The 18633-nt window shown below is 73.1% G+C and carries 16 protein-coding genes; 6 read left to right on the top strand and 10 right to left on the bottom strand.

Annotated elements, in window-relative coordinates; all coding sequences use genetic code 11:
* The first annotated feature begins 5 nt into the window (after window positions 1-5).
* Complete coding sequence (locus OG335_RS16025) at window positions 6-1781, top strand: SpoIIE family protein phosphatase (protein WP_405011792.1); 1776 nt, start codon at window positions 6-8, stop codon at window positions 1779-1781.
* 16 nt (window positions 1782-1797) lie between these two features.
* Here the strand turns inward: OG335_RS16025 and OG335_RS16030 are convergent, their stop codons facing one another.
* Genes OG335_RS16030 through OG335_RS16040 form a run of 3 tightly spaced genes read right to left on the bottom strand, consistent with a single transcriptional unit; the run spans window position 1798 to window position 4521 of the window.
* A complete protein-coding gene (locus OG335_RS16030) occupies window positions 1798-2532 on the bottom strand; it encodes an HNH endonuclease (RefSeq protein ID WP_405011793.1) in 735 nt (244 codons plus the stop codon).
* Window positions 2529-3518 (bottom strand): AAA family ATPase, encoded by a 990-nt coding sequence (locus tag OG335_RS16035; protein ID WP_405011794.1) that lies wholly within the window; start codon window positions 3516-3518, stop codon window positions 2529-2531. Before OG335_RS16035 ends, OG335_RS16030 begins: the two co-directional genes overlap by 4 nt.
* A gap of 49 nt (window positions 3519-3567) precedes the next feature.
* Entirely contained in the window at window positions 3568-4521 is a 954-nt protein-coding gene (locus OG335_RS16040) for a LysR substrate-binding domain-containing protein (protein WP_405015419.1), read from the bottom strand.
* Window positions 4522-4662: 141 nt separating this feature from the next.
* Here OG335_RS16040 and OG335_RS16045 point away from each other — a divergent pair, with 141 nt between their 5' ends.
* The gene (locus OG335_RS16045) at window positions 4663-5214 is read left to right on the top strand and encodes a peroxiredoxin (RefSeq protein ID WP_405011795.1); all 552 of its coding nucleotides are present in this window, start codon (window positions 4663-4665) and stop codon (window positions 5212-5214) included.
* A 3-nt stretch (window positions 5215-5217) separates the two neighbouring features.
* A complete protein-coding gene (locus tag OG335_RS16050) occupies window positions 5218-5754 on the top strand; it encodes an alkyl hydroperoxide reductase (RefSeq protein ID WP_405011796.1) in 537 nt (178 codons plus the stop codon).
* Window positions 5755-5841: 87 nt separating this feature from the next.
* On the opposite strand, the gene OG335_RS16055 is transcribed toward OG335_RS16050, so the two are convergent.
* From OG335_RS16055 to OG335_RS16070, 4 genes are all read right to left on the bottom strand, one after another.
* Window positions 5842-7194, bottom strand: a complete 1353-nt coding sequence (locus OG335_RS16055) for an AI-2E family transporter (protein WP_405011797.1) — start codon at window positions 7192-7194, stop codon at window positions 5842-5844.
* A gap of 421 nt (window positions 7195-7615) precedes the next feature.
* Complete coding sequence (locus OG335_RS16060) at window positions 7616-8299, bottom strand: transglycosylase SLT domain-containing protein (protein WP_405011798.1); 684 nt, start codon at window positions 8297-8299, stop codon at window positions 7616-7618.
* A gap of 456 nt (window positions 8300-8755) precedes the next feature.
* A complete protein-coding gene (locus OG335_RS16065) occupies window positions 8756-10090 on the bottom strand; it encodes a PhoH family protein (RefSeq protein WP_405011799.1) in 1335 nt (444 codons plus the stop codon).
* A gap of 271 nt (window positions 10091-10361) precedes the next feature.
* On the bottom strand, window positions 10362-11156 hold the full coding sequence (locus OG335_RS16070; protein ID WP_405011800.1) for an isoprenyl transferase: 795 nt from the start codon (window positions 11154-11156) through the stop codon (window positions 10362-10364).
* A 379-nt stretch (window positions 11157-11535) separates the two neighbouring features.
* On the opposite strand from OG335_RS16070, the gene OG335_RS16075 reads away from it, so the two are divergent.
* Complete coding sequence (locus OG335_RS16075) at window positions 11536-13125, top strand: chitinase (protein ID WP_405011801.1); 1590 nt, start codon at window positions 11536-11538, stop codon at window positions 13123-13125.
* A 129-nt stretch (window positions 13126-13254) separates the two neighbouring features.
* On the opposite strand, the gene OG335_RS16080 is transcribed toward OG335_RS16075, so the two are convergent.
* The gene (locus tag OG335_RS16080) at window positions 13255-13953 is read right to left on the bottom strand and encodes a prepilin peptidase (RefSeq protein ID WP_405011802.1); all 699 of its coding nucleotides are present in this window, start codon (window positions 13951-13953) and stop codon (window positions 13255-13257) included.
* A 103-nt stretch (window positions 13954-14056) separates the two neighbouring features.
* On the opposite strand from OG335_RS16080, the gene OG335_RS16085 reads away from it, so the two are divergent.
* Complete coding sequence (locus OG335_RS16085) at window positions 14057-15271, top strand: pyridoxal phosphate-dependent aminotransferase (protein ID WP_405011803.1); 1215 nt, start codon at window positions 14057-14059, stop codon at window positions 15269-15271.
* A 189-nt stretch (window positions 15272-15460) separates the two neighbouring features.
* Here the strand turns inward: OG335_RS16085 and OG335_RS16090 are convergent, their stop codons facing one another.
* Window positions 15461-17302: a phosphoenolpyruvate carboxykinase (GTP) gene (locus tag OG335_RS16090; RefSeq protein WP_405011804.1), complete on the bottom strand. Its 1842-nt coding sequence runs from the start codon at window positions 17300-17302 to the stop codon at window positions 15461-15463.
* A gap of 264 nt (window positions 17303-17566) precedes the next feature.
* On the opposite strand from OG335_RS16090, the gene OG335_RS16095 reads away from it, so the two are divergent.
* On the top strand, window positions 17567-18271 hold the full coding sequence (locus OG335_RS16095; RefSeq protein ID WP_405011805.1) for a hemolysin III family protein: 705 nt from the start codon (window positions 17567-17569) through the stop codon (window positions 18269-18271).
* Here OG335_RS16095 and OG335_RS16100 read toward each other — a convergent pair.
* Window positions 18242-18571 carry a hypothetical protein gene (locus tag OG335_RS16100; RefSeq protein WP_405011806.1) on the bottom strand — a complete coding sequence of 110 codons (330 nt, stop codon included), beginning with the start codon at window positions 18569-18571 and terminating at the stop codon, window positions 18242-18244. The two genes, OG335_RS16095 and OG335_RS16100, sit on opposite strands and share 30 nt — an antisense overlap.
* Window positions 18572-18633: the final 62 nt, after the last annotated feature.

The raw sequence follows: 18633 nt of genomic DNA on the forward strand, positions 1-18633 counted from the left end.
AACCCGTGCACGACCAGACCGCACCCACCACCGGGCGGCCGGCCACCGCCGCGCCGCTTCCCGGCGTGCCGCTCGTCGGCGCGCAGCGCAGCGCCACGGGGGCGGACGACCGGCCGGGGATCACCGAGCGGCTGGGCTACCTGGACGCGGCGACCCGGCGGATCAACGGTTCGCTGGACCTGCGGACCACGCTGCGCGACCTCGGGAGGGCGCTGGTGCCCGCGCTGGCGGACGCCGCCGTGGTGCACCTGCGCGACCCGCTGCCGTCGATGGAGCGCGACCCGGGCCCGCCGGCGACCCTGAAGCTGCACCACGGGCAGGGCACCCGGCTGGGCCGCCGGGCCCGGCTGTGCCGGCCGGTGCCGGACGGTGCGGTGGCGGCGCTGATGGCGGGCGCCGCACCGTACGGCCCCGCGGTGCTGGGCACGCCGTCGGCGGAGCGCCTGCGGCCGCTGCTCACCGAGCTGTACGGGGCGCGGACGCTGGGGCGGCTCGCCGCGGGCACGGCGGTGCTGGCGCTGCCGCTGCGCGGGCGGAAGGCGGCGCTGGGGCTGCTGCTGCTGATCCGGCGGCCGGGCAAGGCGGGTGCGGCGCGGTTCGATCCGGCGGACACCGCGATGGCCCGGCACCTGGCGACCCAGGCGGGGCTGGCGGTCGACACGGCGCTGCGGTACGCGCGGGAGTTCGCGACCGCGCGGGAGCTGCAGCGGCGGATGCTGCCGGCCCACCTGCCGCAGCCGCACGGGGTGCGCCTGGCGCACCGCTACCTGCCGGGCGAGCGCGGGGCGCAGGTCGGCGGCGACTGGTACGACTCGGTGGAGCTGCCGGGCAACCGGGTGGCACTGATCGTCGGTGACGTGATGGGCCACTCGCTGACGTCGGCGGCGGTGATGGGCCAGCTGCGGACGAGCGCGCAGACGCTGGCCGGGCTCGACCTGCCGCCGCACGAGGTGCTCTACCACCTCGACGAGCAGGCGCAGCACCTCGGTGCGGAGCAGCATCTGGCGACGTGCGTGTACGCGGTGTACGACCCGATCGCGAACCGGGTGGTGATGGCGAACGCGGGTCACGTGCCGCCGGTGCTGATCGGCCCGGACGGGCGGGCGGAGCTGCTGGAGCTGCCGGCGGGTGCGCCGATCGGGGTGGGCGGCGTGGACTTCGAGTCGGTGGAGCTGCCGGCGCCGCCGGGTTCGGCGCTGCTGCTGTTCACGGACGGGCTGGTGGAGAGCCGGCGGCGCTCGCTGTCGACGGGGCTGGAGCAGTTGCGGGGCCGGCTGGCGTCGGTGCACCGGCACTCGCCGGAGCACGTCTGCCAGGAGGCGCTGCGGGTGCTGCCGCCGGGCGAGCGGGCGGACGACATCGCGCTGCTGGCGGCGGCGTTCGACGGCATCCCGGCGGAGGACGTGTCGTACTGGTACCTGCAGCCGCGGCACGAGACGCCGGGCCGGGCGCGGCGGCTGGCGGCGCACGCGCTGCGGCGGTGGGGGCTGGAGGAGCTGTCGGAGTCGACGGAGCTGATGGTGAGCGAGCTGGTGACGAACGCGATCCGGCACGCGACCCGGCCGGTGACGCTGCGGCTGGTGCGCACCTCGCGGCTCCGCTGCGAGGTGGGCGACGACAGTCCGGCGCTGCCGCGGGCGCGCCGGGCCGGGCCGGACGACGAGCACGGCCGGGGCCTGCAGATAGTGGCCAGGTGCGCGGACGACTGGGGCGCGACCCGGCTGGGTGCGGGCAAGGTGGTCTGGTTCGAGCAGCGGCTGCCGGCGGGCGGCGCCGGCTAGGGGCAGCCCTGGGCACTCACCCGAAGCCGGGCTCGGCTGCGACGAGCCGTGGGAGCACGGCGGCGAGGTCGGGCCCGAGCACGGCGTCGGCGAGTGCGGGGGTGCGGTGCAGGGCGACGACGCCGCGCAGCACGTCGGCGTGCTGCAGCAGGCGCAGGGCGGCGAGGTACTCGCGCTGTTCGGCGGTGCGGCCCGCGGTGCCGGCGGCGCTCCAGGCGGCCAGGAGCGACTTGGTGACGGTGAACATCATCCGGCGGCCGCGGACGAGTTCGGCGCGGGCGTTGAGGCCGAAGACGTCGATGGTGGCCTCGCCCTTGGCGGTGAGCGGGTCGTAGGCGCCGGACTCCAGGTAGAGGACGAGGTGGTCGGCCGGGTCCTCGCGGGCGGGGTCGACGAGCAGGTGGTCGCCGGTGAGCGGGTCGCAGGGGAAGCGGTCCCGCTTCTGGTTGCTGTTGCAGTGGGCGCAGGCGAGCAGGTGGTTCTGCCAGTCGAAGGTGCGCAGCGGGTCGCGGGCGATCGGTTCGAAGTGGTCGATGTCGGTGCCGAGGTTGTCGCCGCAGTACATGCAGCGTTCCAGGCCGGGGGCCATCCGGCGGAGCATGAGGCGCAGTTGGGCCTTGGGCTGGCGGGCGGTGCGCCAGGCGGCGCGGCCCGCGGCGGTGGAGGGGCCGGCGGCGCGGATGGCGTCGGTGCGGCGGGCGAGGTCGGCGGCCAGCGTCTGCTGGAGGGGCGGCCGCCGGAGCGGGATCACGGCCGGTCGCCGAGGAGGCGGGCGGCGAGTTCGTCGGCGCGGGCGCCGAGGGAGCTGTTGAGTTTGGCGCCGAGGCGGCGGTAGGCGTCGAGTTCGGCGCTGGTGGCGCGTCCGGTGTAGAGCTTGCGCTCCAGCCGGACGAGGAGGCGGCGTTCGGCCTCGGCGGTCGCGGAGTAGGCGCTGGGCAGGCCGAAGAGCTCGGAGAGGGCGGTGTCGTCGCCGCTGCCGTAGAGGACGCGCTGGTGCACGTCCTCGTCGAGGACGCGGGGCGGTGCGGCGTCGCCGGGCGCGGCGAGGCGGACGAGGGTGCCGGGGTCGGCGGCCTGTCCGACGTACGGGCTGTGGGTGGCGACGAGGAACTGCACGTGCGGGAAGTGCGCGGTGAGCCAGCCGCCGATGCGCTGCTGCCAGACGGGGTGCAGGTGGAGGTCGACGTCGTCGATCAGGGCGATGGCGCGGCGGGTCACGGTGGGGGTGCCGTCGGTGGTGCCGGTGCGGGCGCCGCCGTCGGTGAGGGCGGCGACGAGCGCGGCGAGGGCGGTGTGGCCGCTGCCGAGGGCGGTGAGGGGTCGCGGCGGCCCGTCGGGGGGTGCGACGAGGGCGCGGGCCGGGTCGGCGACGCACCAGCCGTCGGGCAGCAGGCCGTCGTCGAGGAGCAGGGAGGCGGCGCGGGTGAGGGCGGTGGGGGCGGGGCGGCTGCCGTCGAGGTGGTGGGTGCGGGTGCGGCGCGGCCGGACGGCCTGGCCGGTGCTCCAGCGGCCGAGGCCGGGCAGGTGCACCTCGCCGGGCGGGCTGCCGGGGTCCGGCGGGGTGGTGCCGGGCCGGGCGCCGAGGGCGTCGGCGAGGGCCCGCAGCAGGGTGGTCTTGCCGGAGCCGTTGGGCCCGGCGAGGACGGTCCAGCCGGGTTCGGCCCCGAGGGTGAGGTCGACGGCGCGCGGGCCGTCGAAGCAGCCGAGCCCTGTCACCCTGATCCGCGACACGTACACGCGCCCACCCCCGTCCGAACGGTGCCCCGCAGGAGGTATGCCCCGTGGGCTAGTCGGCGATGCGGACGGGGAGGTCCCGGAGCACGTCCTTCAGTGCGGCGGCGAAGTGGTCGTACTCCTCGCCGCGGGCGGATCCGGGCCGGGTGGCGAGGCCGATCCGCCGGCCGGGCGCGGGGGCGGCGAAGCGGGCGGCGGCGAGCCGGTCGGAGCGCCCGGCCTCGACGTCGAGCGCGGTGGCGGGCAGCAGGGTGACGCCGAGGCCGCCGGCGACGAGCTGGACGAGGGTGGAGAGCCCGGCGATGCGGGTGGTGCCGGGGGTGGGGGCGACGCCGGCCTCGCGGCAGACGTCCGTGGCCTGGTCGCGGAGGCAGTGGCCTTCCTCCAGGAGCAGGACGTCGAGGTCGAGGAGGACGTCGCGCGGGAGGCCGGTGCGGCCGGCGAGCGGGTGGCCGGGCGGGGTGAGGAGGACGAAGTCCTCGTCGAAGAGCGGGATGTCGCGGGTGGCGGTGGTGCCGCCGGCGGGGAGGGCGAGCAGGAGCACGTCGAGCCGTCCCGTGGCGAGGCCCTCGGTGAGGGCGGGGGTGCGCTCCTCGTGGACGTGGAGTTCGAGGGCGGGGAAGCGGTCGCGGACGAGCCGGAGCACGGCGGGCAGCAGGTAGGGGGCGACGGTGGGGATGACGCCGAGGTGCAGCGGGCCGGTGAAGGGGCGGCGGGCGGCCTCGACGGCCTCCGTGAGGGAGTGCAGGGAGCCGAGGACGCGGCGCGCGTGCTCGGCGACGCGCTCGCCCAGCGGGGTGATGATCACGCGGCGGGTGGTGCGTTCGAGCAGTTGGGCGCCGAGGGTGTCCTCCAGGGCGGCGACCGCGCCCGAGAGGGCGGGCTGGCTGGTGCCGGTGGCCGCGGCGGCCTCGCGGAAGTGCCGGTGCTCGGCGACGGCGAGGAAGGCGCGGAGCTGGGCGACGCTGGGGGTGCGGGTCTTCGGGTGGTGCGGGGCGGTACTGATAGCTCTCTCCGATCAGATGCATCGAGTCTAGCTATTTCCCCGATCAGTCCAGCATGTGGGAAGGTTGAACCCGCTCGAATCCGTCGAACCACAGGCAATCCGGGCAGAATTCCCTCATATCTCAACCCAGGAGTAGCGAACGTGCTCACGATCGGTGACAAGTTCCCCGAGTTCGAACTCAACGCCTGCGTCGACCTCGACGCCGCGAACGCCTTCGCCGAGATCAACCACAAGTCCTACGAGGGCAAGTGGAAGATCGTCTTCTTCTGGCCGATGGACTTCACCTTCGTCTGCCCGACCGAGATCGCGGCGTTCGGCAAGCTGAACGAGGAGTTCGCCGACCGCGACGCCCAGATCCTCGGCGTCTCCGGCGACTCCGAGTTCGTGCACCACGCCTGGCGCAAGGACCACAAGGACCTGCGCGACCTGCCCTTCCCGATGCTGGCCGACGTCAAGCACGAGCTCATGCAGGCGTGCGGCGTCGAGGCCGCGGACGGCACCGCCCAGCGCGCGGTGTTCATCGTCGACCCGAACAACGAGATCCAGTTCGTCATGGTGACCGCCGGCTCCGTCGGCCGTAACCCCAAGGAGGTCCTGCGCGTGCTGGACGCCCTGCAGACCGACGAGCTGTGCCCCTGCAACTGGACCAAGGGCGAGGACACCCTCGACGCCCGGTCTCTCCTGGCGGGCTGACCCGTGTCCCTCGACGACCTCAAGGCGGCCCTGCCCGACTACGCCAAGGACCTCAAGCTCAACCTGAGCGCGGTCATCGGCAACTCGGACCTCCCCGAGCAGCAGCTCTGGGGCACCGTGCTGGCCTGCGCGATGGCCACCCGCTCGGCCGCCGTGCTGCGCGCGCTGGCGCCCGAGGCCAAGGCGAACCTGAAGCCGGAGGCGTACACCGCCGCCAAGGGCGCCGCCGCGATCATGGGCATGAACAACGTCTACTACCGCACGCTGCACCTGCTCTCCGACAAGGAGTACGGCAGCATGCGGGCGGGCCTGCGGATGAACATCATCGGCACCCCGGGCGTCGAGAAGGCCGACTTCGAGCTCTGGTGCTTCGCGGTCTCCGCGATCAACGGCTGCGGGCAGTGCCTCGACTCGCACGAGGCCGTGCTGAAGAAGGCCGGCGTGGAGCGGGAGACCGTCCAGGCATCCGTGAAGATCGCCTCGGTGATCCAGGCGGTCGCCGCCACGCTCGACTCCGAGGCCGTGCTCGACACCCTCTGACGGGGCCGGAGCGGACGGAAGGGGCGCGGGTCACCGCGCCCCTTCCGCGTGTCCCGCGCCGCACCGTCCGCCGGGCGGCGGCCCGGGTCAGATCACGGGCGTCCCGGTGTCGAGGTCGGCCTCCGCCTCCGCCTGGGCCTCGGCGTGGGCGGCCTCCGCCTGGCGGGCGTTCTCCAGCGCCTCGAAGACCTCCATGCCCGCGGCGTTGCGGCGGCGCAGGTGCCCGACGACCGTGTTGGTGACGGCGATCAGCGGCACCGCGACGATCGCGCCGCCGATCCCGCCGACGATCGAGCCCGCCGCCACGCCCAGCACCACGCCGAGCGGGTGCACCGCGACCGCCCGGCCGAGGATGAGCGGCTGCAGCAGGTGGCCTTCGAGCTGCTGCACGGCCACCAGCACCACCAGCACCATGAGCGCCGTGAACGGGCCGACCGTCACCAGGGCGATCAGCACCGCGATGGTGCCGGTCACCAGGGCGCCGACCAGCGGCACGAACGCCCCCAGGAAGATGATCACCGCGAGCGGCAGGGCCAGCGGCACGCCGAGCAGCTGGATGCCGATGCCGATGCAGAGGGCGTCGATGAACGCCACGAAGACCGTGCCGCGCACGTACGCGGTCAGCGTCGCCCAGGCCTTGGGGCCGGCCCCGGCCATCGCGTACCGGGAGTGCCGCGGCAGGCCGCGGAGCACCCACGACCAGATCCGGGCCCCGTCGTAGAGCAGGAAGAACGTCGTGAACGCGGCCAGCACCACACCGGTGAGCACCTCGACGGCGATCGTCACGCCGGTGAAGCCCGCCGAGGTGATCTGCTCGGAGTTGGTGCCGATGGCCGCCGAGATCTGCTTCGCGAAGTCGTTGATCTGCTGCTGCGTCAGGTGCAGCGGCCCGGTCACCAGCCAGTCGCGCAGCTGGTTCACGCCGGCCTGCACCTTGCCGGTGACCGACTCCAGGTTGGTCGTCACCTGCCACACCACGAACCAGCCGACCAGCCCGATGCCGGCGATGCCGCTGAGGAAGGTGCCGGCGGCCGCGAGCGAGCGCGGCACCCCGAGCCGCCGCAGCCAGGAGACGGTGGGCTCCAGCAGGGCGGAGATCAGCAGGGCGGCCAGCCCTGCGAACGCCACCAGGCGCAGCATGTCGACGACCTGGAAGACCACGTAGAGCGCGACCCCGAGCAGCAGCAGCCGCCAGGTCGACTCGGCGGCGACCCGCAGCGCCCACGGCACGGCCTCGGCCGGGGTGGCCGGCCGGCCGGGGTGGTGGACGTCGCGGGCGGTGTACGCCTGGCGTTCGGCCTCGGCGTGGCGGGGCGGCGGCACCGGCAGGGCGGGATGCCCCGCGGCGGGGGCCGGTTCGGCGGCGGCCCGGGCGGCGGCCCGGCGGCGGCGTTCGACGCCGGCCCACACCCCGGCGGCGACCGCGCCGGTTCTCGCCATCGCCTTGAGTGCCTTCGTCTCCCGCGACACGTTGCGTCGCCCTCCCCGTCGGTCCCTGCGCCGCGCCGATGGTGCGACCGTCAGGGCGACGCTACCCGCCCGGGGTACGCGCGGTCCCCGGACCCCGCGGACCGCCGCCGGGGCAGAGGATGACGAATCAACATGAAACCGTCGGTTTCGGACACCGGTGAGCGGGGAGGAGTCCGGCACAAGGACCAACTGCCGGCGGACCGGCCGGTGCCGGAGGTCCAGGACCCGCTCCGGCGCCCCGCGTCCGCATCAGGCCGCACCGCCCGTGGCGCCCTGGTCAGCGCCGCCCGGGCGGCGCGGCCCGCTTCGTCGCGGCGGCGACGCGAACGCGAGGGGCCCCCGACCGGATGCGGTCGGGGGCCCCTCGCGTTCCGCGCGGTGCGCGGCAGGATCAGTACCAGTGGTGGGACTGCCAGAACGACCAGGCGCCGCAAGGGCTGCCGTAGCGGCTGTTCATGTAGTTGAGGCCCCACTTGATCTGGGTCGCCGGGTTGGTGCGCCAGTCGGCACCGGCCGAGGCCATCTTCGAACCGGGCAGCGCCTGCACCAGGCCGTACGCGCCGGAGGACGCGTTGGTGGCGGTGTAGTTCCAGCCGCTCTCGCGCTTCACGATCTCGCTGAAACAGGAGAACTGGCTGGCGTCGCCGATGATCTGGGCGGCCAGTGCCTGCACCGAGCCGGCCGGGATCGCGGCGAGCGCGGTCCGTGCGGCGGCGCGGTTGGCGGCCTCCTGGTCGGCCTTGCGCTTCGCCTCTTCCGCGGCCTTGGCGGCCTTCTCCGCGTCGGCCTTGGCCTGCGCGTCGGCGGCGGCCTTCTGGCGCGCGGCTTCCTCCGCGGCCTTCTTGGCCGCGGCGTCGGCGGACACCTGCTGAGCGGTCGCCTGGCGGACGAGGTTGTCGCTGATGGTCTGTGCCTGGGCACCCGAGGGGACGTCGGCGAGCAGCGTCGCGCTGGCGACGTCGACCGTCTGCACGGCCGAGCCCTCGCTTCCCGAGGCCGCACCCACGACGGCACCGACAGCGGTGACGGCGGTGGCGGAGGCCACGGCAACTCCCCGGACCGAGATCCGAGTCACATGGTTTCCTTCCAGCGTCGCCCATGCGTGACCGTACGGGCGCAACATGCCCCTTGCCGCTCGCCTCCGTACGGTCCTGGTCACGGGAGACACTGGCCCGCCGCGGCGCCGAGCGGGCTCGGAACTGCGTGGTGATCGGGCGGCGTACGGCTCATCGGTGTTCAGTTGACCGCCCGCCGACCGGAGTTGCCGGGCGTGATTCTGCCGTACGCGGGGCCTGACAGAACCCACACCATGCCGCACGCAGACGTGTCTACGCAATTCCCGGTTGCGTGGCGGATCTCACAATCTTCGCGAGCTGGGCGTTTGTCCGAAAGGTCGTCGACGATCCGACCGATCCGACGACAGAACGAGAGGCCTGCCGCTATGCGGCAGGCCTCTTGACGGTCATTCATCCACCTTTGTCCGCTTTGTCACCGTTGGGTCGGGACGCCGACCGGGCGGCGGACCGGACCGCTACGGCTGGACGTCCTCCAGCATCTCGGTCACCAGCGCCGCGATCGGCGACCGCTCGGACCGGGTCAGGGTCATGTGGGCGAACAGCGGGTGCCCCTTCAGCTTCTCGACGACGGCCACCACGCCGTCGTACCGGCCGACCCGCAGGTTGTCGCGCTGGGCGACGTCGTGGGTGAGCACCACCCGCGACCCCTGGCCGATCCGGGAGAGGACGGTGAGCAGCACGTTGCGCTCCAGCGACTGCGCCTCGTCGACGATCACGAAGGCGTCGTGCAGCGAGCGGCCGCGGATGTGCGTGAGCGGGAGGACCTCCAGCATCCCGCGGGAGATCACCTCCTCGATCACGGCCGGGGTGGTGACCGCGGAGAGCGTGTCGAAGACCGCCTGCGCCCAGGGGCTCATCTTCTCGGACTCGCTGCCCGGCAGGTAGCCGAGCTCCTGCCCGCCGACGGCGTAGAGCGGACGGAACACCATCACCTTGCGGTGCTGCTGCCGCTCCAGCACCGCCTCCAGGCCCGCGCACAGCGCCAGCGCCGACTTGCCGGTGCCGGCCCGGCCGCCCATCGAGACGATGCCGATCTCGGGGTCGGTGAGGAGGTCCAGCGCCACCCGCTGCTCGGCGCTGCGGCCGCGCAGGCCGAACACCTCGCGGTCGCCGCGCACCAGGCGCACCCGGCCGTCGTGGGTGACCCGGCCCAGCGCCCGGCCGCGCTCGGAGTTCAGCACCAGACCGGTGTGCACGGGGAGTTCGGCGGCGCCGTCGATGTCGACCGCGGCGTCGTGCGGGGCGGCGAACAGCTCGTCCACCTGGTCGCCGGACACGTGCAGCTCGCTCATGCCCGTCCAGCCGGAGGTGATCGCCAGCTCGGCCCGGTACTCCTCCGCGAGGAGGCCGACCGAGCTGGCCTTGATCCGCAGCGGCAGGTCCTTGGAGACGACGGTGACGTCGTACCCCTCGGCCTGCAGGTTGCGGGCGACCGCCAGGATGCGGGTGTCGGCCTCGCCGCCGCCCGTCCGGTACCCGGCCGGCAGTATCGACGGGTCGGAGTGGTTGAGCTCGACCCGGATCGTGCCGCCGAAGTCGCCGACCGGGATCGGCTCGTCGAGCCGGCCGTGGCGGACGCGGTAGTCGTCGAGCAGGCGGAGCGCCTGACGGGCGAAGTAGCCCAGCTCCGGGTGGTGGCGCTTGGCCTCCAGCTCGGTGACCACGACCACCGGCAGGACGACCTCGTGCTCCTCGAAGCGGTTCATGGCGAGTGGGTCCGCCAGGAGCACGCTCGTGTCGAGAACGTACGTGCGCCGGTCTGGTGTCCGGCGGCTCTTCGAACTGACCACTAGGCCTCCAGAGCGGATGACCCAGCGTCACCCGCGGCTCACCGGTCCCCGCGACCCCGGTGGCCGGGGTACCGGTCTGACCGGTGTATGCCCCGGTGAGGTGCCCGGCATGCCCGACGGCGCGAACTGGCGGATCACAACTGGCGAACGTTTTGGGGCGGTGGCCTGCGGGTATGTCGCTTGACCCGGCGTCAGCGGGAACCGGGCACGGCCGGCGCCCGGCACCCCGGGAGGGGAGCCCGCCGCGGACCGACGGCCGGGTGCCGGCCGGTCAGAGCCCCATGCGCCGGTTGCGCACCTGGAAGTCGCGCAGCGCCCGCAGGAAGTCGACCTTGCGGAAGGCCGGCCAGTACGCCTCGCAGAAGTAGAACTCGCTGTGGGCGCTCTGCCAGAGCAGGAAGCCGGAGAGCCGCTGCTCGCCCGAGGTGCGGATGACGAGGTCCGGGTCGGGCTGGCCCTTGGTGTAGAGGTGCTCGGAGATGTGCTCGACGTCGAGGATCTCGGCGAGCTGCTCGATCGGGGTGCCGCGGTCGGCGTGCTCCTGGAGCAGCGAGCGGACGGCGTCGGCGATCTCGCGGCGGCCGCCGTAGCCGATCGCGACGTTGACGGTGATGCCCTCGATGTGGGCCGTGTCGTGCGCGGCCTCCTTGAGCACCTGCGCGGTGGCCGGGGGCAGCAGGTCGAGGGCCCCGACCGGGTTGACGCGCCAGCGGCGGGCGGCGGCGAGGCCGCGGACGGCGTCCTCGATGATCCCCAGCAGCGGCACGAGCTCCTCGGCGGGCCGGGAGAGGTTGTCGGTGGAGAGCATCCACAGGGTGACGACCTTGACGTGCGTCTCGTCGCACCAGCCCAGGAACTCGCTGATCTTGTCGGCGCCGCGCTGGTGGCCCTGGGCGGTGGTGCCGCCGGTGGCCTTCGCCCAGCGGCGGTTGCCGTCGAGGATGACGCCGATGTGGCGGGGGGTGCTGTCGAGGTGCACCTCGACCCGGCGGCCGTAGAGGCGGTAGGCGTTGTCGAGCAGGGTCCGCAGACCCGGCGTGCGCTCGACCACATCGCGCAGACCCATGTTCCTCGGCCTCTCCGTGCTCGTCGCCGTTCGCCGACGTGGTGCGAAAATCCCTCGGGCAGCCTACTCCGGAGGGATGGTCGGAGGTAAAGCCGCAGGTACCGATGGGGTTACGGCCTTGTCCCCGGTCCGTCCCGGTGTGTCCGCCCGGCTCGGCAACGGTCCGGTCTCGCCTTCCTTAAATCGGCCTGAAGTCGGGCTCAAAGCGGCGTCCGGTTCTTGACGGCCCCTATTGGTCTAGTCCAGCTTGTGTGACCGGGGGCACGCCGGACGCCCTCCCGGACCTTCCTGCGGACCGCACCGAACCCTCCCCCACGCGGAGCCGCCGCGACCCCCACCGCGGCGGCTCCTCCCCCTCCCCCTCCCCCAGGAGCTCGACATGGCCCGTCCCGTCGCGCAGCCGTCCCATCGGCGCCGCCGCTTCTCGCTCCCCGCCTCCGTCGCCGCCGGCTCCACCGTTCTCGCCCTGGCCGGCGCCGGCCTGGCGCTGACCGCCGGCGGCGCGGACGCCGCCGTGGGCAACCTCGTCACCAACGGCGGCTTCGAGACCGGCAACCTCTCCGGCTGGGTCTGCACCGGCACCGCGAGCACCGTCTCCTCCCCCGTGCACGCCGGCTCGAACGCGCTGAGCGCCGCGCCGAGCGCCTCCGACACGGCCGAGTGCACGCAGACCGTCAGCGTGCTGCCGAACACCGGCTACACGCTGGCCGGCTTCGTGCAGGGCCCGTACGTCTACCTCGGCGCCCGCGGCACCGGCTCCACCGACCCGTCGACCTGGTCGAGCCAGAGCAGCTGGAACCAGCTGTCGACGACCTTCACGACCGGCGCCTCGACCACCAGCGTCACCCTCTACGTGCACGGCTGGTACGGCCAGGCCGCCTACAACGCGGACGACATCACGCTGACCGGCCCCGCCGGCACCGCCACCCCGACCGCCCCGCCGACCTCGGCCTCCCCCACCGCCTCGCCGACGCCGTCCGCGACGCCGACCAAGAGCCCGACGCCGACCGCCTCGCCGACCCCGACGAGCAGCCCGACGCCGACCTCCTCCCCGACGCTGCCGCCCGGCGGCGACCTGCCCAAGCACGCGCTGACCGGCTACTGGCAGAACTTCGACAACGGCGCGCCCGTGCAGCGCCTGCGCGACGTGCAGAGCGCGTACGACATCATCGCCGTGTCGTTCGCCGACGCCACCACCACGCAGGGCGGCATCAGCTTCACCCTCGACCCGGCGCTCGGCACCAAGCTCGGCGGCTACACCGACGCCGACTTCAAGGCCGACATCGCCACCAAGCGCGCGGCCGGCAAGAAGGTCGTCCTGTCGGTCGGCGGCCAGAACGGCGCGATCAGCGTCGCCAACGCCACCGCCGCCACGAACTTCGCCAACACCGCCTACGCGCTGATCCAGCAGTACGGCTTCGACGGCATCGACATCGACCTGGAGAACGGCGTCGACCCGACGTACATGTCGCAGTCGCTGCACACCCTGCAGTCGAAGGTCGGCTCGAAGTTCGTCCTGACCATGGCCCCGGAGACCATCGGGATGTACAGCACCGCCGGCGCGTACTTCCAGCTGGCGCTGAACACCAAGGACATCCTGACCGTCGTCAACACCCAGTTCTACAACTCGGGCGGCATGAACGGCTGCGACGGCAAGGTCTACACCCAGGGCACGATCGACTTCATCACCGCGCAGGTCTGCACCCACATCCAGGGCGGCCTCCGGCCCGACCAGGTCGGCATCGGCGTCCCGGCGTCCTCGCAGGCGGCGGGCGGCGGCTACGTCAACTCCACCGTCGTCAACAACGCGCTGGACTGCCTCGCCACCGGCACGCACTGCGGCAGCTTCGTCCCCCCGGCGAAGTGGCCCACCATCCGCGGCGCGATGACCTGGTCGACCAACTGGGACGCGAAGAACGGCAACGACTTCTCCACCAACGTGGGCGCCCACGCCCACGCGATGCCGTAACACGACCAGGCGCGCCGCCCCTTGAGGGTGGGGCAGGTGCGCCGCAGGGGCCCGCCGTACCGCTGGGGTACGGCGGGCCCCGTCCATTCCCGGGCCCGGAAGCCGGCCGCCGCCCGCCCGGGCCGCGGCTCACACCGCGGCCCGGGCCGCGGCGAGCAGCGCGACCAGTGCTCCCAGCAGCAGGGGCGGTCCGAAGGGCAGGGCGTCGCCGCGGCCGGCCCGGCGGGTGAGCAGCAGCAGCACGCCCCACAGGCCGCCCAGCAGGAACGCGGCGAAGACGCCGGAGGCCACCGTGCCCCAGCCGTACAGGCCGAGGACGGCGCCGAGGCTCGGCGCGAGCTTGGCGTCGCCGAGGCCGATCGGCACGAGCAGGGCCAGCCCGCCGTAGAGCAGTCCGAGTGCGGCGGCGGCCAGCAGGCAGCGCAGCAGCACGGCCGGGCGGTGGTCGGCGAGCGGCAGGAGCACGGCGGTGCCGAGGGCGAGCGGCAGGGTCAGTGCGTCGGGCAGCCTGAGCACGGCCGTGTCGACGAAGCCGAGCAGCACCCCGAACAGGCCCGCCCAGCAGAGCAGTGCCGCGTTGCCCGGGTCGGCGGCCAGGCCGAGCGCGGCACCGACCGCGGCGGCGACCGCCTCGACCGTGCCGGGCGCGGGCCCCGCGGCCCGGTCGCCGCAGCCGGGGCAGCGGCCGCCCGGCAGACGGCCGAAGCGTCCGGCGGGGCAGCAGAGACGGAGCGGTTCGCCGTACGGCACGGCGTACCGCACGACGGCTGCGCGCAGTGGTGCGGCGGCGGCGAGGCCGATCAGCGCCCCGGCCCACGGCCCGATCATCGTGGTCCCCCCTCATCGGTCCTGCCGATCCTTGCGCAGCCCGGGCGACCTGTGGTGCGGAACACGTGATGATCCGGGTAACACCGCCGTAAAGTAGGCAGGCATGCAGGTCATCCAGTCCAGCAAGCTCGCCAACGTCTGTTACGACATCCGCGGCCCCGTGCTCGACGAGGCGATGCGGTTGGAGGACCAGGGCCACCGCATCCTGAAGCTGAACACCGGCAACCCCGCGGCGTTCGGCTTCGAGGCCCCGCCGGAGATTCTGCAGGACATCCTGCGGAACCTCGCCGGCGCGCACGGCTACGGCGACTCGAAGGGCCTGCTGTCGGCCCGCCGCGCGGTGGTGATGCACTACGAGGAGCGCGGCCTGCACGGGCTCTCGGTCGAGGACGTCTTCCTCGGCAACGGCGTGTCGGAGCTGATCCAGCTCGCCATGACGGCGCTGCTGGACGACGGCGACGAGGTGCTCGTGCCAGCGCCGGACTACCCGCTGTGGACGGCCTCGGTCTCGCTGGCCGGCGGCACCGCCGTGCACTACCGCTGCGACGAGCAGTCCGAGTGGTACCCGGACCTCGCCGACATCGAGGCGAAGGTCACCGACCGCACCCGCGCCATCGTGGTGATCAACCCGAACAACCCCACCGGCGCGGTGTACCCGCGCGAGGTGCTGGAGGGCATCGTCGAGATCGCCCGCCGCAACCGGCTGGTGGTGTACGCGGACGAGATCTACGACAAGATCCTCTACGACGACGCGGAGCACGTGCCGCTGGCCACGCTGGCACCCGACCTCTTCTGCGTCACCTTCAACGGCATGTCCAAGGCCTACCGGGTGGCGGGCTTCCGCTCCGGCTGGATGGTGCTGTCGGGCGACCGCCAGCGTGCGACCAGCTACATCGAGGGCCTGACGGTGCTGGCGTCGATGCGGCTGTGCGCCAACATGCCGGCGCAGCACGCGGTCGCGGCCGCGCTCGGCGGACGGCAGTCGATCAAGGACCTGCTCCTGCCGGGCGGGCGACTGCTGGAGTCGCGGGACACCGCGTACCGGCTGCTGAACGACATCCCCGGCATCAGCTGCGTGAAGCCCAAGGGCGCGCTGTACGCCTTCCCGCGGCTCGACCCCCAGGTGTACAAGATCAAGGACGACGCGCAGATGGTGCTCGACCTGCTGCGCGCCCAGCGGATCCTGATCGTGCAGGGCTCCGGCTTCAACTGGCCCGAGCCGGACCACTTCCGGCTGGTCACCCTGCCGCGCGCCGAGGACATCGCGGACGCGGTCACCCGGATCGGCGACTTCCTGAGCGGCTACACCCAGCCCTGAGCCCGCACCCGGACGCGTCCCCACGCCCCGCAGCCCCCCGGGCCGCGGGGCGTACGCGTGACGGCCGGAGGCCCGATCCGGACGATCCCCCGCGGTGGTCGGGGTGGGGGGATCGTCCGGCCGGGGCTCCGGCCGTCGGCGTCCGCGGGCGGGCGGGGCCGCGATCACGGCCCCGCCCGCCCGGGGTCGTCAGCCCAGGCGCTTGACCAGCGCGCGGTACTCGTCCCAGAGCGCGGCCGGCGTGTGCTCGCCGAACAGCTCCAGGTGGGCGGGGACGAGCGCGGCCTCCTGGCGCCAGATGTCGGCGTCGACGGAGAAGAGCAGGTCGAGGTCCTCCTGCGCGAGGCCGAGGCCGGACAGGTCGAAGCCGTCCGCCTCCGGCAGCACGCCGATCGGGGTCTCGACGCCCGCGCCGGTGCCGTCCAGGCGCTCGACGATCCACTTCAGCACGCGGATGTTCTCGCCGTAGCCGGGCCACACGAAGTCGCCGGCCGGGTTCTTGCGGAACCAGTTGACGTAGTAGATCTTCGGCAGCTTCGCGGCGTCGGCCTGCTCGCCGAGCCCCAGCCAGTGGGCGAAGTAGTCGCCCATGTTGTAGCCGCAGAACGGGAGCATCGCGAAGGGGTCGCGGCGCAGCTCGCCGACGGTGCCCTCGGCGGCGGCGGTCTTCTCCGAGGCGATGTTGGCCCCGAGGAAGACGCCGTGCTGCCAGTCGAAGGACTCGGTGACGAGCGGGACGGCGGTGGCGCGGCGGCCGCCGAAGAGGATGGCCGAGATCGGCACGCCCGCCGGGTCCTCCCACTCGGGCGCGATGGTCGGGCACTGCGCGGCGGGCACGGCGAACCGGGCGTTGGGGTGCGCGGCCGGGGTGCCGGAGGCGGGCGTCCAGTCGTTGCCGCGCCAGTCGGTGAGGTGCGCCGGGGCCTCGTCGGTGAGGCCCTCCCACCACACGTCGCCGTCGTCGGTGAGGGCGACGTTGGTGAAGACCGTGTTGCCCCACAGGGTGTCGATGGCGTTGGCGTTGGTGTCGACGCCGGTGCCGGGGGCGACGCCGAAGAAGCCGGCCTCGGGGTTGATGGCGTAGAGACGGCCGTCGGCGCCGAAGCGCATCCAGGCGATGTCGTCGCCGATCGTCTCCACCTTCCAGCCCGGGATGGTGGGCTGGAGCATCGCGAGGTTGGTCTTGCCGCACGCGGACGGGAAGGCCGCGGCGATGTACTTCGGCTCCGCCCCGCCCGTGGGGCCGGCCGGCGGGGTGAGCTTGAGGACGAGCATGTGCTCGGCCAGCCAGCCCTCGTCGCGGGCCATGGTGGAGGCGATGCGCAGGGCGTAGCACTTCTTGCCGAGCAGGGCGTTGCCGCCGTAGCCGGAGCCGAAGGACCAGATCTCGCGGGTCTCGGGGAAGTGCGAGATGAACTTGGTGGTGTTGCAGGGCCACGGCACGTCGTCCTGGCCCTCCGCGAGGGGCGCGCCGACGGTGTGGACGGCCTTCACGAAGTCGCCGTCCTCGCCGAGCTGGTCGATCACGGCGCTGCCCATGCGGGTCATGACGCGCATCGAGACGGCGACGTAGGCGGAGTCGGTGATCTCGACGCCGTAGGCGGCCAGCGGGGAGCCGACCGGGCCCATGGAGAACGGCACGACGTACATCGTGCGGCCCTTCATCGAACCGCGGAACAGGCCGTCGGCGCCGGAGAAGATCTCCCGCATCTCGGCGGGGGCCTTCCAGTGGTTGGTCGGGCCGGCGTCCTTCTCCTGCTCGGAGCAGATGAAGGTGCGGTCCTCGACGCGGGCGACATCGCTCGGGTCGGAGGCCGCGTAGTACGAGTTGGGCCGCTTCTCGTCGTCGAGCTTCCTGAAGGTGCCTTGGGCGACGAGCAGTTCGGCGAGGCGGTGGTACTCCTCCTCCGAGCCGTCGCACCACTCGATCCGGTCGGGCTGGGTCAGCTCGGCGATCTCGGCGACCCAGGCCAGCAGGGGCTTGTGGCGGGTCGGCGCGGACTCGGCGATCGCAGACTTCAGTGGCGACACGTTCGCTCCGTTTCACACCATCTCGGCCAGGAGACGGCATCGCGGGGGGTTGAGGGTGGTTACACCGTAGCTCCGGACACCACCCCGCCTTTCGCCATTACGTCGGACACTTGCCTTGGTTTCATCCTTTCCGGCGCTATCAAGTGCCACATCGGCCCGATGTGGATCACTTCGGAGCACTCGATGAGACCTGGCTAACACTCCACATTGTCCAAAACGTCGAACCGCCATCTCCTACTTGTCGGTAACCTACGGTTCCGTAAGATGTCGCGCATGACTGCGGACCTCACTGCCGACCCCATCGCGGACGCCATCGGCCCCGCCGACGAGGAGTGGAAGCCACGGTGGCGCGGCTGGCTGCACGCCGGCATGTTCCCCGCCTCGGTGGCCGCCGGAATCGTCCTGATCTGCCTGGCCGACACGCCCACCGCCAAGGCCGCCTGCGCGATCTACTCGGTCAGCGCCTGGCTGCTCTTCGGCGTCAGCGCGGTCTACCACCGGTTCACCTGGGGGCCGCGCGGCGAGGCGGTCCTCCGCCGCCTCGACCACGCCAACATCTTCCTGATCATCGCGGGCAGCTACACCCCGTTCACCATCCTGCTGCTGGACGGCGGCGCCCGGCAGGCCCTGCTCTGGGCGGTCTGGGGCGGAGCGCTGCTCGGCATCGCGTTCCGGGTGTTCTGGGTCGGCGCCCCGCGCTGGCTCTACACCCCGGTCTACCTCGCGCTCGGCTGGGCCGCGGCCTTCTTCATGCCCGACTTCCTGCGCGCCGGCGGGGCCGCCGTCCTCACCCTGATGATCGTCGGCGGCTGCCTCTACAGCCTGGGCGGCGTCGTCTACGGACTGAAGCGCCCGAACCCGTCACCGCAGTGGTTCGGGTTCCACGAGGTCTTCCACGCCTTCACCCTCGGCGCGTTCGTCGTGCAGTACGTCGGCGTGTCACTGGTGGCGTACAGCGCCGCCACCTGACACGCCCCTCGCATCGAGCCGCTCCTGGGCCCGGCGGCAGCGCTCGCAGTGCGCCGCCGCGCCCGCACCCCGGCCCGGCGCCGGTCTGCGGCGCGCCTTCCCCCGGAACCGCCACGCGACGTACGCCATCACCAGGAGCGTCTCGACCGCGGAGACGATCCAGACCAGCCGCGTCCCGCCGGCCAGGTACCCGGCGATCACCGCCAGGGCGGCGGACACCGCCACCACTCCGCCCCAGAACCGCGCATGCCGCAGCGCCATCGCCTCGCCCCCCGTCAGGTGATCGACCGTCAGATACACCCACCCAGGGTGACATGTCCTGCACGCTCCGAGGCGAACTCCGGATCAACTCTGCGTCAACA

Origin of the sequence: Kitasatospora sp. NBC_01539, assembly GCF_045040525.1 — a bacterium.
Classification (GTDB): domain Bacteria; phylum Actinomycetota; class Actinomycetes; order Streptomycetales; family Streptomycetaceae; genus Kitasatospora.

Bases quoted from the DNA above. Each gene is read 5' to 3' on its own strand.
- OG335_RS16075 (WP_405011801.1), top strand. From the start codon at position 11,536: ATGGCCCGTCCCGTCGCGCAGCCGTCCCATCGGCGCCGCCGCTTCTCG.
- OG335_RS16080 (WP_405011802.1), bottom strand. From the start codon at position 13,953: ATGATCGGGCCGTGGGCCGGGGCGCTGATCGGCCTCGCCGCCGCCGCA.
- OG335_RS16085 (WP_405011803.1), top strand. From the start codon at position 14,057: ATGCAGGTCATCCAGTCCAGCAAGCTCGCCAACGTCTGTTACGACATC.
- OG335_RS16095 (WP_405011805.1), top strand. From the start codon at position 17,567: ATGTCGCGCATGACTGCGGACCTCACTGCCGACCCCATCGCGGACGCC.
- OG335_RS16070 (WP_405011800.1), bottom strand. From the start codon at position 11,156: ATGGGTCTGCGCGATGTGGTCGAGCGCACGCCGGGTCTGCGGACCCTG.
- OG335_RS16055 (WP_405011797.1), bottom strand. From the start codon at position 7,194: ATGGCGAGAACCGGCGCGGTCGCCGCCGGGGTGTGGGCCGGCGTCGAA.